Origin of the sequence: Rhizobium binae, from assembly GCF_017357225.1 — a bacterium.
GTDB lineage: Bacteria > Pseudomonadota > Alphaproteobacteria > Rhizobiales > Rhizobiaceae > Rhizobium > Rhizobium binae.
The window spans coordinates 3,038,467-3,053,198 of record NZ_CP071604.1; the positions used below are offsets into that span (position 1 = coordinate 3,038,467).

General features: G+C 62.9%; 12 protein-coding genes. 1 reads left to right on the forward strand and 11 read right to left on the reverse strand.

Going from position 1 to position 14,732, the window contains the following annotated elements:
* Positions 1–30: 30 nt before the first annotated feature.
* Genes ftsA through J2J99_RS14980 form a run of 3 tightly spaced genes read right to left on the reverse strand, consistent with a single transcriptional unit; the run spans position 31 to position 3,205 of the window.
* Positions 31–1,362 carry a cell division protein FtsA gene (gene ftsA / locus J2J99_RS14970; RefSeq protein ID WP_004668807.1) on the reverse strand — a complete coding sequence of 444 codons (1,332 nt, stop codon included), beginning with the start codon at positions 1,360–1,362 and terminating at the stop codon, positions 31–33.
* Positions 1,359–2,291, reverse strand: a complete 933-nt coding sequence (locus tag J2J99_RS14975) for a cell division protein FtsQ/DivIB (RefSeq protein ID WP_168296811.1) — start codon at positions 2,289–2,291, stop codon at positions 1,359–1,361. Before J2J99_RS14975 ends, ftsA begins: the two co-directional genes overlap by 4 nt.
* A complete protein-coding gene (locus tag J2J99_RS14980; protein WP_168296810.1) occupies positions 2,279–3,205 on the reverse strand; it encodes a D-alanine--D-alanine ligase in 927 nt (308 codons plus the stop codon). The genes J2J99_RS14975 and J2J99_RS14980 overlap by 13 nt, the downstream gene beginning before the upstream one ends.
* Before the next feature lie 425 nt (positions 3,206–3,630).
* On the opposite strand from J2J99_RS14980, the gene J2J99_RS14985 reads away from it, so the two are divergent.
* Positions 3,631–4,560 (forward strand): UDP-glucose 4-epimerase family protein, encoded by a 930-nt coding sequence (locus J2J99_RS14985; protein WP_168296809.1) that lies wholly within the window; start codon positions 3,631–3,633, stop codon positions 4,558–4,560.
* Positions 4,561–4,563: 3 nt separating this feature from the next.
* On the opposite strand, the gene murB is transcribed toward J2J99_RS14985, so the two are convergent.
* From murB to J2J99_RS15025, 8 genes are read right to left on the reverse strand one after another with little or no spacing between them, the layout of a single operon-like run.
* Entirely contained in the window at positions 4,564–5,538 is a 975-nt protein-coding gene (murB, locus tag J2J99_RS14990) for a UDP-N-acetylmuramate dehydrogenase (protein ID WP_168296808.1), read from the reverse strand.
* A complete protein-coding gene (gene murC / locus J2J99_RS14995; protein ID WP_168296807.1) occupies positions 5,535–6,950 on the reverse strand; it encodes a UDP-N-acetylmuramate--L-alanine ligase in 1,416 nt (471 codons plus the stop codon). The genes murB and murC overlap by 4 nt, the downstream gene beginning before the upstream one ends.
* Entirely contained in the window at positions 6,947–8,071 is a 1,125-nt protein-coding gene (murG, locus tag J2J99_RS15000; RefSeq protein ID WP_168296806.1) for an undecaprenyldiphospho-muramoylpentapeptide beta-N-acetylglucosaminyltransferase, read from the reverse strand. The genes murC and murG overlap by 4 nt, the downstream gene beginning before the upstream one ends.
* Before the next feature lie 6 nt (positions 8,072–8,077).
* Entirely contained in the window at positions 8,078–9,232 is a 1,155-nt protein-coding gene (gene ftsW / locus J2J99_RS15005) for a putative lipid II flippase FtsW (protein ID WP_168296805.1), read from the reverse strand.
* Position 9,233: 1 nt separating this feature from the next.
* Positions 9,234–10,646 (reverse strand): UDP-N-acetylmuramoyl-L-alanine--D-glutamate ligase, encoded by a 1,413-nt coding sequence (murD, locus tag J2J99_RS15010; protein ID WP_168296804.1) that lies wholly within the window; start codon positions 10,644–10,646, stop codon positions 9,234–9,236.
* Between the two features lie 7 nt (positions 10,647–10,653).
* The gene (gene mraY, locus J2J99_RS15015; RefSeq protein ID WP_168296803.1) at positions 10,654–11,754 is read right to left on the reverse strand and encodes a phospho-N-acetylmuramoyl-pentapeptide-transferase; all 1,101 of its coding nucleotides are present in this window, start codon (positions 11,752–11,754) and stop codon (positions 10,654–10,656) included.
* 21 nt (positions 11,755–11,775) lie between these two features.
* Entirely contained in the window at positions 11,776–13,215 is a 1,440-nt protein-coding gene (locus J2J99_RS15020; RefSeq protein ID WP_168296802.1) for a UDP-N-acetylmuramoylalanyl-D-glutamyl-2,6-diaminopimelate--D-alanyl-D-alanine ligase, read from the reverse strand.
* Positions 13,212–14,732: a UDP-N-acetylmuramoyl-L-alanyl-D-glutamate--2,6-diaminopimelate ligase gene (locus J2J99_RS15025; protein WP_205918819.1), complete on the reverse strand. Its 1,521-nt coding sequence runs from the start codon at positions 14,730–14,732 to the stop codon at positions 13,212–13,214. The genes J2J99_RS15020 and J2J99_RS15025 overlap by 4 nt, the downstream gene beginning before the upstream one ends.

Genomic DNA, 14,732 nt, shown 5'->3' on the forward strand with positions numbered 1-14,732 from the left:
GCATCGCCACGCCGGCCAATTACTCAAATTTCAGAAGCTTTCCTTCAGCCACTGGCCCATCCGGGCTATGCGACTGTTATTTCCCCCAAGCGACATGAGCAGACCGCTCTGTGACGCATGTGTCTCCATGTCCGCGACCTGCGGATAGATCATCAGGCCGACGGCCGTCGAAAAGGCCGGGCCTTTGGCCGCCGTCGGCAGCCCGGAAACGCCCATCGGGCGGCCGATGCGGACGTTGCGGGCAAGGATGCGCCGCGCCACCTCGGCAAGGCCCGTCAGCTGGCTTGCGCCGCCGGTCAAGACGACGCGCTTGCCGACGATCGGGCTGAAACCGGAGCGCTGGATCCGGTCGCGGATGAGCTCCATCGTCTCTTCGATTCGCGCCGAAACGATGCGTGAAACCAGTGCCCGCGGCACCTGCGACGGCTGGTCGCGATCGTCCTCGCCGATCGGCGGGATCGAGATCAGCTCGCGCTCGTCGGAGGAATTCGAAAGGGCAGAGGCGTGCACGACCTTCAGCCGCTCCGCATCCTCGATGCGGGTCGAAAGGCCGCGCGCCAGATCGGTGGTGACGTGATGGCCGCCCAGGCCGACGGCATCCGTATGAACGAGCTTGCCTTCGGCAAAGACCGATATCGTTGTCGTGCCGCCGCCCATGTCGATCGCCGCACAGCCGAGCTCGACCTCGTCGTCGACGAGAGCCGCAAGTCCCGATGCATAGGGCGTCGCGACGATGCCTTCGACCGACAGATGCGCGCGGTTGACGCTGAGCTCCAGATTCTTGAGCGCCGAGCGCTCCGCGGTGACGACGTGCATGTCGACGCCGAGCGCATCACCATACATCGCCAGCGGATCGCGGATCCCGCGCTCGCCGTCGAGCGAGAAGCCCGTCGCCAGCGAATGCAGCACCGAACGGTCCTGGCGCAGCGACTGCTGGCAGGCGGCCGACAGCACCTTCTTCAGATCGTTGAGCTCGACTTCCTGGCCGCCGAGATCGATCGTCGCCGTATAAATGTCGCTGCCGAGGCGGCCGGCCGTCAGGTTGACGATCAGGCTCTCGACGGTCAGCCCCGCCATGCGCTCGGCCGCGTCGACGGCGAGACGGATGACGCCTTCCAGCGCGTCAAGATCGGCGATGACGCCGGTCTTGATGCCGCGGGAGCGCTGATGGCCGATGCCGATGATTTCGATATTGTGTGTGCGGCCCGGCAGGATCTGACTTTCTTCGCGCGGCGTCAGCCGGCCGATCATGCAGACGACCTTGGTCGAACCGATGTCGAGCACCGAAACGATATGCGACCGCTTCGACGAAAGCGGCTTCAGGCGCGGCAATCCGAAATGGGATGAACCGAACAAGCTCATATATTCTGCCCCGCCTTCTTCAATTCTTTCGTACGCTCCGTTACCGCCGCCTGCCGGCGAACCGCCGCTTCCGGCGTCAGCTGGATCGCGGTTCTGTCCGGCAATCTCAGGTCGACCGCAGCGATATCACGCTCCAGCAGCTGATGCTGCTTGTCGAATTTCGACAGCGTCGCCAGCGCCTGGTCGATGCCGTCTTCCGGCAGCTTGACGACGACGCCATTGTCCATGTGCAGGTCCCAGCGACGGCCGGATATCCAGACATAGGCCTTCACGCGCGCCTTCACGTCCGGCCACTTCGAGAAGGCGTCGTCGAGCGAAGCCGCTGCCGTTTCCGCATCGCGGCCGACGACGAGCGGCAACGACGAAAACTTGTTGTCGCGCAGCGGCGCAATGACGCTGCCGTTCTTTTCGATCAGCGAAAGCTCCTGCCCGTGCTGCCAGATTGCATAGGCCTGACGCTCCTTGAGCTTCACCTCGATCGTCTTCGGATAGACCTTGCGGACCTCGACGCTTTCGACCCAGGGGAGATGGGCAATCTTCCGGCGGGCGGCATCAACGTCGAGCGCGACCAGCGAGGTCGTGCCGTCAAGGCCGATCAGTTGCAGGATTTCGATTTCGGAGGTTTCCGAATTGCCGGAGACCTTCACGTCCTCGATCGCAAAGCCCGCGGCCGTCGTCGTCGCCTGCGCGACGGCTTCCGTGTGGCCGCCGAGCGACATGCCGTAAAGCCCCGTCGCAACCAGGAAAGCCAGCGACGAGACGGTGCCGGTATGGGGCGGGATATAGATACGGCCGCTGCCGAGGCTGATGAGGAAACGAGTGACGCGGCGCAACGGACGCGGCAGCACGAATCGCTCTTCGGCTTCCACGGTCGGAAGCACGGCATGATGGCTGGGACGCCCTATCCTCTTGACCGTCAACGCAAACAAGACGCGTCCTCCACCATCCACCGGAGAAACTCACCAAAGGAATAACCGGCATGGCCGGCCATTTCGGGCACGAGCGAGGTTGGAGTCATGCCGGGCTGGGTATTGATCTCCAGCCAGATGATTTCGCCGTCTTCGGAGAAACGATCGTCGTAACGAAAGTCGGACCGACTGACGCCGCGACAACCGATTGCCTGATGCGCCCTTAGAGCCAATGTTTGTATTTTTTGGTAAATATTCGGTGAAATTTTCGCCGGGATGACGTGTTTTGAACCGCCCGCCGCATACTTGGAATCGTAATCATAGAAATTGTGTCCCTGCGGCACCACTTCGGTGACACCAAGCGCAGTCTCGCCCATGACGCCGCAGGTGAGTTCGCGGCCGTAGACATAGCGCTCAACGAGGACGTCCTCGCCATAATGCCACTCGGGCGAGCTGACGACCTGCGGCGGATGCGTCTGATCTTCCGTTACGATGACGACGCCGAAGCTCGACCCCTCGCGAACCGGCTTTACCACATAGGGCGGCTTCATCGGATGCACCGAAGGAAAGGCAAAACGGTTGATAACCTGCGATTCGGCAACCGGAATGCCGGCAGCGGCCGCGACGAGCTTCGCCTTGTCCTTGTCCATCGCCAGCGCCGAGGCAAGCACACCCGAATGCGTATAGGGGATCTCGAGATATTCGAGGATGCCCTGGATGGTGCCATCCTCGCCAAAAGGTCCGTGAAGCGCGTTGAAGACAACATCGGGCTTCAGCGCCGCAAGCTTCTCGGAAACGTCGCGCGCAACGTCGATGCACGTCACCTTGAAGCCTTCGGCTTCGAGGGCTGCTGCGCAAGCCTTTCCCGAGGAAAGGCTCACGGGCCGCTCCGAGGAAAATCCGCCCATCAGGACAGCGACATGCTTGCGACTCATCAACACCCCCAAAAATAACTGCCACTTTTGAAAACGACGCTTGCGCGAAGCTGTTTGCGCCGTTTCGGGCCTTTGTCCGATCTGCATGCATTAGAGCATCATTATGGTTAATGAAGTGTTTACTTTCGTTAACTTCTGCCCTGGAAATTCGCGATCTTTTACCTTTTGCTCATTTCGCCACCATTCCCACACCATCCCGAGCAGCACTCAAGCAGGGGCGAAAAATCCCGTCTCTTCAATAAGATATCGTGTCGCGCTGAACCGAGACGGGCTCAGTCAAAGGACTGAGATGTCATCCCGCAACGGCGGCCGACAGCCTGATTGATTAATGCAGAGAGCCGCGTCGCGCGGTCATCCCTGCTTTTTTATTGATGCCGGTCCGACTTCCGGTTAGCGAAGGCATATGGATGAGCAGGGAGAAGATCATGAGATGTCTCGTCACCGGCGCTGCCGGCTTCGTCGGTAGCCCACTTGTCGAGCGGCTGCACGCAGAGAAAATTTGCGATCTTGTGGTCACCACCAGATCCGAGACGTCTGCCTTTCCCCAAGATATCACGCATTTTCCGATTGAAATAACCGACAGGACCGACTGGACGGCGGCACTTGCAGGCGTCGACGTCATTCTCCATCTTGCCGCCCGCGTTCACATCATGAACGACCGTGCAGCCGATCCGCTGGCGGAATTCCGCCGGACCAACACCGCCGCCACGCTCAACCTCGCCGAACAGGCCGCCCGCGCGGGCGTGAAGAGATTCGTCTTCGTCAGTACCATCAAGGTCAATGGCGAAGAGAACGATCGGCCGTTCCGGCATGACGACGCGCCGAAGCCGATCGATCCCTACGGCGTTTCGAAGCTGGAAAGCGAAATCGGTCTGCGTGAAATCGCCGCCCGCACCGGCATGGAAATCGTCGTCATCCGCCCGCCGCTGGTCTACGGGCCCGGCGCGAGAGGCAACTTCGCCCTTCTCGTCGGGCTCGTCCGCAAGCGGATACCGCTCCCCTTCGCTTCACTGAAGAACCGCCGCACATTGGTGGCGGTGCAAAATCTCGTCGATCTGATCATCACCTGCGCGGCACATCCCGCCGCCGCCGGCGAGATTTTCCTTGCCGGAGACGGTGAGGACCTGTCGACCCCCGAGCTCATCCGGGGAATTGCCGCGGGGCTCGGCGTCAAGCCGATGTTGATCCCCTTCCCGTCCTCATTGCTGCACATGGCGGCGAAGGCTGTCGGGAAGGAGTCCGTCTATCAACGCCTCTGCGGCTCGCTGCAGGTCGACATATCCTGGGCGCGCAAGGTTCTGGGCTGGACGCCCGTCGTCACGCCGCGCCAGGGACTGAAACTGGCGGTGAAGTAGCCGTTATTCGCTGGTGACACCCTGGAACGGGCGCACTTCGCGGCCGGGCATGAAGACACCGAGGCGCTTGATTTCCCATTCGAGCTTGATGCCTTCTTTCTCGAACACCTCGCGGCGCACCTGCTCGCCGAGATATTCAAGGTCGTAGCCGGTCGCCTGCCCCATATTGATCATGAAGTTGCAGTGAAGCGACGACATCTGGGCGCCGCCAATGACGAGGCCGCGACAGCCCGCCTCGTCGATCAGCTTCCAGGCAGAATGGCCGGGCGGGTTCTTGAAGGTCGAACCGCCGGTCCTCTCGCGCACCGGCTGCACCGTCTCTCGGTGATTGCGCACAGCGTCCATCTCTGCGCGGATCTGGGCGCGATCCTCCGGATAGCCCTCGAATAGCACTGAGGTGAAGATCAGGTCGGCGGGTGCTGCGGAATGTCGGTAGGAATAGCCCATTTCGGCATTGGACAGCACATGCTTGTTGCCCTTGCGATCGACCGCGTTGACCTCGACCAGCCGCTCGCGCGTCTCCACGCCGTTGGCACCGGCATTCATGCGGGCCGCGCCGCCGATGGCGCCGGGAATGCCGTAGTAGAAATGGAAGCCGCCGATCCCGTTGTCCATCGCCATCGCCGCGACATGCTTGTCCGGGCAGATGGCGCCGGCAAGGATGCGGTTTTCACCGGCCAGCTCGACGAAGCCGAAGCCCTTGGCCGACAGGCGCAGCACGACGCCGGGAATGCCGCCGTCGCGCACCAGGATATTGGAGCCGACACCGATCACCGTCAGCGGCACCTCTTCCGGCAGGATCTTCAGGAAGGCGATGAGATCGTCGAGATCATGCGGCTGGAACATCAGCTCGGCGAGCCCGCCGGCCCGGAACCAGGTGACGCGATCCATGGGAGCATCCGGCGTGATACGGCCGCGGATATCCTTTACACCGTCTCCGAGAGACGCGAGAAGCTTTTCCCCATTCACCTGTTTCATACGGACTTTCCCGATAGGCCTTCCAGTTGTTTGGGCAGTGCGGCTGCCCAGGATGTGATGCTCCCAGCCCCCAACAGAACCACGAAATCGCCAGGCTTTGCAACCTCTGCAACCATCTGCGGCAGAAGCTCGGCCGAAGACAGGAAGCGGGCGTCGCGATGGCCGCCGGATTTGATGCGCGAGACGAGCGACGTGGAGTCGGCGCCTTCGATCGCATCTTCACCCGCAGCATAGACGGGCGCCAGAAAAATGCTGTCGGCATCGTTGAAGCAGGCCGCGAATTCTTCGAACAGGCTTGCGAGGCGGCTGTAACGATGCGGCTGGTGGACGGCGATGATGCGGCCCTTGCAGGCTTCGCGGGCAGCACGCAGCACCGCTTTGATCTCGACCGGATGATGGCCGTAATCGTCGAAGATCTGCACTCCGTTCCATTCGCCCGTCAAGGTGAAGCGGCGCTTGACGCCGCCGAAGGAGGCAAGCCCCTTGGCGATATCGGCGCTCGAGATGCCGAGCCGGTTGGCGACAGCGATCGCCGCCGTCGCGTTGGAAATATTGTGCCGCCCTGGCATCGGCATGACCAGCCCCTTGAGCTCGGTCACCTGGCCGGTGCGGCGGCGGCGGATTTCGACGTCGAAAATCGAGCGCGTGCCGTCGATGCGCACATTCTTGAAGCGCACGTCGGCCTGCGGATTCTCGCCATAGGTGATGATCTTGCGGTCCTCGATGCGGCCGACCAGCGACTGCACCTCGGGATGGTCGAGACACATGACGCCGAAGCCGTAAAACGGCACATTCTCGACAAACTGCCGGAAGGCGGCGCGCACGGCATCGAAATTGCCGTAATGGTCGAGATGCTCCGGGTCGATATTGGTGACGACGGCGACGTCGGCCGGAAGCTTCAGGAAGGTGCCATCCGATTCGTCGGCCTCGACCACCATCCATTCGCCCTCACCCATACGGGCATTGGTGCCGTAGGCGTTGATGATGCCGCCGTTGATGACGGTCGGGTCGAGCCCGCCGGCTTCGAGCAGGGTCGCGACCAGCGAGGTGGTCGTCGTCTTGCCGTGCGTGCCGCCGATGGCAATCGCATTGCGGAAGCGCATCAGTTCGGCGAGCATCTCGGCCCGGCGCACCACCGGCAGCAGCTTTTCCCGCGCCGCGATGAGTTCCGGATTGCTCTTTTTGATCGCCGTCGACACGACGACGACCTCAGCGTCACCCAGATTTTCAGCCCGATGGCCGACGAACACCTCGATGCCCTTGTCACGCAGGCGCTGAACATTGGCGCTGTCGGCCTGGTCCGATCCCTGCACCTTATGGCCGAGATTGTGCAGCACCTCGGCGATGCCGCTCATGCCGATGCCGCCAATGCCGATGAAATGGACGAGACCGATCGCCTTCGGCAGTTTCATGCGCGTGTCCTCTTGAATTCTGAGACTGTCTTGCCGGCGGCAATAGCCTCAACCATGTCGGCAAGCAAGTTTGCCGCATCCGGTTTCCCGGCAAGCTTCGCCGCCGCCGCCATGTGCGACAGCTTTTCCGGATCGTTCATCACATGGCTCAGTATAGAGGCGATGCGTTCCGGCGAAAGCTCGGACTGCGCGATCACCTTCGCCCCGCCGGTCGCAGCCAATGCGGCGGCGTTCGCCGCCTGATCATGGTCGAGCGCGTGCGGATAAGGCACCAGAATGGCCGGGCGTCCGATGACGGAGATTTCCGAAACCGTGGACGCGCCGGAGCGGCAGATCACCAGATGCGCTTTGGCAAGACGCTCTGCCATGTCATTGAAAAACGGCGCGATATCGGCTCCCATCTGCAGCTGCGCCACGCAGCCGCGCACCATCTCCATATCCTCCGGACGAACCTGCTGGGTCACCCTGAGCCGCGCCCGCAGCTCGTCGTCGAGCAAGCTGATTGCCGTTGGCATGGCCTTGGAGAAATACTGAGCGCCCTGGCTGCCGCCGAAGACGACGAGATTGAAGGGCTCGCCGGGATGCGAGGGGAGATAGGGCTGTTCGGCCGCCGCCAGGATCGCCGGACGCACGGGATTGCCGGTCGCAACCGTCTTGTCGGAAAAAACATCGCCGCTCTCCTTAAGAAAACCGCCCGCGATCGCCTTGACGCGCGGCGCCAAGGCCTTGTTGGCGCGCCCCATGACAGCATTCTGCTCATGCAGCATAGAGGCGATACCGAGCCGCGTGGCGGCCAGCAGCGGCGGCACGGTGGGGTAACCGCCGAAACCGACGATGATGACGGGTTTCAGCCGCTGGATCAGCTTTTTGGCCGCCCGCATGCCGCTCCAAAGCGTCCACAGCGAGCGGGCGACGGCAACCGGGTTCTTCGAGCCGATCGTCGCCGAAGGCACAACGTGAATTTCCTCGGCCGGGAATTTGCCGGCATAGCGCTCCGCCCGGCTGTCGGTGACGAGATGCACCGAGTAGCCACGCTCCTTCAGCTTGAAGGCCAGCGCCTCCGCCGGGAATACGTGGCCGCCGGTCCCCCCGGCGGCAAGCAGCACGATGCCTTTGCTCATGATCCCTTACTCCGCCGGCATACCGTGCGGGACGCGGAAAAGGCTCCGGTCCTGCGCGCGCTTTTCCGGTCGATGGCGCGTCAGCGCCAGAATGAAGCCGGCAGTGACGCAGATCGCCACCATGGACGAACCGCCGTAGGAAATCAGCGGCAGCGTCATGCCCTTTGCTGGCAGCAGTTCGAGGTTGACGCCGATATTGATGATCGACTGGATGCCCATCTGCAGCACCAGGCCGGCGACGGCAAAGCGGTTGAAATCATTGCGCTCGCGATAGGCATGCGACAGGCCGCGCAGCACCAGCACCGTAAAGAGCGCAACAAGCGCCATGCAGAAGACGATGCCGAATTCCTCGGCCGCCACCGAAAAGATGAAGTCGGTATGGGCGTCGGGGATGATCCGCTTGACGATGCCTTCGCCCGGCCCCTGGCCGAACCAGCTGCCGCGGATGATCGCCTCGCGCGCCGTGTCGATCTGGAACGTGTCGCCCTCGCCTGTCATGAACTTGTCGATACGCAGCGCCACGTGCGGAAAGACGTAATAGGCGGTGAACAGGCCGCCGACGCCGCCGATGCCGAGCAGCATGATCCAGATCCATGGCATGCCGGCCATGAAGAACATGCCGCCCCAGACGGCCGTCGTCAGGATGGTCTGGCCGAGGTCCGGCTGGGCGACGAGAAGGGCGGCGACGATGCCGAACAGAATGATGGCGAAGAGGTTGCCGGGAATTTCAGGCTGACGAGCGTGTTCGGCAAACAGCCAGGCGCAGACGACGACGAAGGCAGGCTTCATGAATTCGGAGGGCTGGATGGAAAGGCCGGCGATCCAGATCCAGCGCCTGCCGCCCTTGACCTCCTGCCCGACGAACAGCACCAGCACCATCATGGCGAGCGAAATGATCAGGAGCAGGATCGCAGTCCGCCGAACCTGGCGCGGCGTCAGGAAGGACAGCCCGAGCATGACGGCGATCGACGGAATCATGAAGGCCGCATGACGCTTGACGAAGTGGAAGGGTTCCAGCCCGATACGCTCGGCGACCGCGGGAGATGCCGCAAACGACAGCATGAAGCCGATGCCCATCAGGAGGATGAACATCGCCAGGAAGAAGCGGTCGATGGTCCAGAACCAATCGGCCAGAGGCCCACGTTCCGCGCGGCTTACCATGTCATTTCTCTCCTGCTACAGGACCGATCAGCATCGTCACTCCGTCAAGGGCTGCCACGTGGCTGACGAAGGCATCGCCCCTGACTTCGAAGTTCTTATACTGGTCGAAGCTTGCGCAAGCCGGGGATAACATCACGGCCGAAGCGGCCGCATCGTCGCTATCCGCGTCGGCGGCGGCATGCGCGACTGCCCTCTCCAGCGTGCCTGAAATTTCGTAGGGCACGGCCTCCCCGAGTGTCGCCGCGAATTCCGCCGCCGCCTCGCCGATCAGATAGGCCTTGGCGATACGCGGAAAATAAGGAGCGAGCGTCGTGATGCCGCCAGATTTCGGCAGGCCGCCGGCAATCCAGTAGATACGGTCGTAGCTCGAGAGGGCCGGCGCCGCGGCATCGGCATTGGTGGCCTTGGAATCGTTGACGAAGACGACACGGCCACGTCTGCCGACCGGCTGCATGCGATGCTTGAGACCCGGAAATGAAGCAAGGCCGGAGCTGATGTCGTCGGCGGAAACACCGACCGCAAGGCAGGCGGCGACGGCAGCCGCGGCATTCTGCGCATTGTGGCTGCCGCGCAACGTCTGAATGCCGTCGAGATCGACGAAGGGCAAGATGGCGCCGCCGGCGGCCTGAACGAGTTTCGTGCCCTCGGCGTAGATGCCTTCGGCCACCACGTTACGCCGCGAGATGCGGACTACCTTGACGCCTGCCCGCTCAACGCGGTCGGCGATCAGCGCCGAATGGCTGTCGTCGATGCCGACGACCGCGACATCGCTGCCGGCGACCAGCCGCTCCTTGACGTCGGCATAATGCTGCATCGTGCCGTGACGGTCGAGGTGATCGGGCGTCAGGTTGAGCAGGATGCCAGCGGACGGATTCAGCGTCGGCGCCAGGTCGATCTGGTAGGAGGAGCATTCGACGACGTAATAACGTTCTGTCTTCGGTGGATGGAGCGTCAGCACGGCCGTGCCGATATTGCCGCCGAGCTGCGTATCATAGCCCGCTGATTTCAGGATATGGGCGATCAGCGCCGTCGTCGTCGACTTGCCGTTGGTGCCAGTGATGGCGATGAAGGGGCAATCCGGCGCGTGGGCGCGGCGCTCGCGCACGAAGAGCTCGACGTCGCCGACAATATCGACGCCGGCGGCGCGCGCCAGATCGACGGTCCAGTGCGGCTTCGGATGGGTGAGCGGCACGCCGGGCGAAAGCACGAAAAGCGACTGCTGGCTCCAGTCGATCGTGTGCAGTTCCTCGGTGTGGATACCTTCTGCCGCAGCCTTGGCGACGCTGTCGGGGTTGTCGTCCCAGGCGGTCACATGGGCGCCGCCCAAGATGAGCGCGCGCGCGGTGGCGAAACCGGAGCCGCCGAGCCCGAAGAGCGCGACCTTCCTGTCTTTCAGCGTCGTGACCGGGATCATCGCCGCCTCACCGGAGCTTCAGGGTCGAAAGGCCGAGCAGCGCCAGGCCGACGGCTATGATCCAGAAGCGGATCACCACCTGGCTTTCCGTCCAGCCCTTCTTTTCGAAGTGATGATGGATCGGCGCCATCAGAAAGACGCGCCGGCCGGTCATCTTGAAGAAGCCGACCTGGATGATGACCGACAGCGTCTCCATGACGAAGAGGCCGCCGATGATCGCCATGACGATCTCGTGCTTGGTGGCGACAGCGACGGTGCCGATCGTGCCGCCAAGCGCCAGCGAACCGGTGTCGCCCATGAAGATGGCCGCCGGCGGCGCATTGAACCAGAGGAAGCCGAGGCCCGCGCCGATGACTGCGCCGAGCACGACGGCCAGTTCGCCGGTGCCGGGCACGAAATTGATCTGCAGGTAATTCGCAAACACCACGTTGCCGGCGAGATAGGCGATGACGCCGAACGAGGCGGCGGCGATCATCACAGGCACGATGGCGAGACCATCCAGGCCATCGGTCAGGTTGACGGCATTGCCGGCGCCGACGATGACGAACCCGCCGAACACCACGAACATGATGCCGAGATTGATCAGGAAGTCCTTGAAGAAGGGAAAGGCGATCGAGGAGCCAAAGGTCGAGCCGGCGGTTCCCGAGGCAAGGGCGGTGCGCATCATGAAATAGACGGCGATGCCGGCAATGATGAACTCGATTCCGAGACGCGCCTTGCCGGAGAAGCCTTTGTGGCTCTGCTTCGTCACCTTGAGATAATCATCATAGAAGCCGATGGCGCCGAAGCCGAGCGTCACCAGCAGCGTGGCGACGACATAGACATTGGAAAGGTCAGCCCAGAGCAGCGACGCACCGATGATGCCGGCCAGGATCATCAACCCGCCCATGGTCGGCGTGCCGGCCTTCTTGAAATGCGTCTGCGGCCCGTCGGCGCGGATCGGCTGGCCCTTGCCCTGGCGGATGCGCAGCGAATTGATGATGGCCGGCCCGAACAGGAACACGATCAGTGCGGAGGTGAAGAGAGCGGCGCCCGTGCGGAAGGTAATATATCTGAACAGGTTCAGAAATTTGAAATATTCCGACAGTTCGACAAGCCAGATCAGCATTCAGGGCCCCTTGTTACCCGGTCAAAGTTCGCGTTGCGTGTCGGAAAATGCCGGGAACTTGTCAAGAAGCGCGGCGACGATCTTGCCGAAGCCGATGCCCAGAGACGATTTCACCATCAACACGTCGCCCGGGGCGACCGAGTTCAACACGTAGTCCGTCAATTCGCTGGTCTTTTCGCAGTACTCGACATGGACGCTTTCCGGCAATGATTCTTTCAGCGCTGCCATGTCGGCGCCGGCGAGCCAGACATGTTCGATGCCGGCCGCAAGTAGCGGCCCGGCGAGATCGCTGTGAACCTTCTCGGCATACTCGCCCATTTCGAGCATGTCACCGAGTACGGCGATGCGGCGTCCGCGGCCGGTCGGCTCGGCGGCCGCAAGCAGCGCGATCGCCGCGCGCATCGAGGCCGGGTTGGCATTGTAGCTCTCGTCGATCAGCGTGAAGCTGGCGTTGCCGCCGCCGATCGAAAGGCGGTGGCGCTTGCCCCTGCCCTTTTCCGGTTTCAGCGTCGCAAGCGCGGCGATTGCCTTCTCCATGTCGGCGCCGACGATCCTGACGACACCGAGCGCGGCAAGCGCATTCTCGGCGATATGGCGGCCCGGCGCGCCGATCGCCACTTCCAGCGTCTCGCCACCGATCGTCAGCCACAGCGTCGAATTCTCGTCGGAGCCGTTGAATTCCGCGAGCCGGAAATCAGCCTTGGCATGCTGGCCAAAGGAATGGATATGCTCGACGCCGAGCGACTGCGCGGTGCGGTCGAGGAAATTGAACTGGTCGTTGTCGCGGTTGAGCACGACATGGCCGCCGGCTTCGAGCCCTTCGAAGATCTCAGCCTTGGCGGCGGCGATCTCCTTGATACTCTTGAAATTGCCGAGATGGGCCGGCGCGATCGTCGTGATGACAGCGACATCAGGGCGGATCATCGCCACCAGCGGCCGGATTTCGCCCGGATGGTTCATCCCGACTTCGAAGACGCCGTAATCCGTATCGTCAGGCATGCGCGCCAGCGTCAGCGGCACGCCCCAGTGGTTGTTGAAGGAAGCGACGGAGGCATGCACCTTGCCGGAAGGCGACAGCACGTGCCGCAGCATTTCCTTGGTGGTGGTCTTGCCGACCGACCCGGTCACCGCGATGATTTTTGCGCGCGAGCGCTCTCGGGAGGCCTGCCCCAGACGCCCGAGCGCCGCGAGCACGTCGTCGACGACGATCATCGGCACTGTGAGACGGCCCATCGCCGGAAGCCGCGCCTCGCTGACGACGAGAAGAGAAGCGCCGTTGGCCATCGCCATCGACGCATAGTCGTGGCCGTCGACGCGGTCGCCCTTGATCGCGAAGAAGGCTTCGCCTGATGTAATCGAGCGGCTGTCGATGGAAATGCCGGTGATGCCTTCGGGCAGCGTGCCGAAGGGGCGCCCCGCCATCGCTGCGATCATATCTTCGGTCGTCCAGAGCCAGCTCAAGATTTCAGGTCCTCCAAGGCCTTGCGCACCTCCGCATGATCGGAGAACGGCAAGGTGACGCTCCCAACCGTCTGCCCCTCCTCATGTCCCTTGCCGGCGACAATCAGCGTATCGCCGGATCTCAGCATGCCGACCGCCTCACGGATCGCCGCGGCGCGATCGCCGATTTCCGAGGCGCAAGCCGCTGCCGCCATGATCTCGGAGCGGATCGCGGCCGGCTCCTCCGAGCGCGGATTATCGTCGGTGACGATGACGACGTCGGCGAGCCGGCAGGCGATTTCGCCCATGATCGGCCGCTTGCCGCGGTCGCGGTCGCCGCCGCAGCCGAAGACGACGAAGACGCGGCCCGTCGTGAAAGGCCGGACCGAATTCAGCACGTTTTCCAGCGCTTCCGGCTTATGGGCATAATCGACATAAGCAAGCGCGCCGTCCTTCGTATGGCCGACGAGTTCGAGACGGCCGGAGGCACCGACGAGTTTTTCGAGCGCGGCCATCGCAACTTTCGGCTCGACACCGGTCGACATGGCAAGCCCTGCCGCGACCAGCGCATTGGCGACCTGGAAATCGCCGGCCAGCGCAATGTCCACTTCGAATATCTCGTCGCCGATATGGATCTCGGCCGTCTGCTTGTGGCGGAAATGCTCGACACGTTTCAGCGTCAGGTAATCGCCCTTGCGCCCGACGGTACGAACATCGTGACCGGCATCGACCGCCGCCTTGACGGCTTGGGCTGACCACGGATCGTCGGCAAAGATCACCGCCGGCGCGCCCTTCGGCAGCAATGTATCGAAAAGCCGCATCTTGGCGGCCATATAGGCCTCGACGGTCGGATGATAATCCATGTGGTCGCGGCCGAGATTGGTGAAGGCGGCAGCCGAAAGCTTCACGCCGTCGAGGCGGCTCTGGTCGAGACCGTGGCTGGAAGCCTCCATCGACGCATGCGTCACGCCTTCGTCGGCAAGTTCGGCCAGCAGCTTGTGCAGGGAGACAGGATCCGGCGTGGTCAGCGCGCCATATTCATTGCGCGTCGGTGAAACCACGCCCGTCGTGCCGATCATCGCGGCCGCGTGGCCTGCATGCGCCCAGATCTGCCGGGTGAACGAGGCGACGGAAGTCTTGCCCGCAGTGCCGGTGACGGCGACCATGATCTCGGGCTGCCTGCCGTAGAACCGCGCGGCGGCGATCGAAAGGAAGCGACGCGGGTCTCCGACCGCAAGCACCGGGATAGAAGCATCGACGGCCTGGGAGGCGATCGCGACTGCGGCACCCCGTCCGGCGGCATCCGCGATGAAGCCCGCGCCGTCCGCCTTGGTGCCGGCGACCGCGACGAAGGCATTGCCCGGCGCCACCTTGCGGCTGTCCGAAGACAGGCCGGAAATATCGAGCAGGCCTGCCGGGCCTTCGAGCTGTGCTTCAAGTTCCGGAAACTGATCTCCGGCCAGGTCTCGCAATTTCATCGAATGCACTTTTCCCTCTTGAAGCCGGTCCGCCCCTCGCGAATCGGCGTCGATATTCAT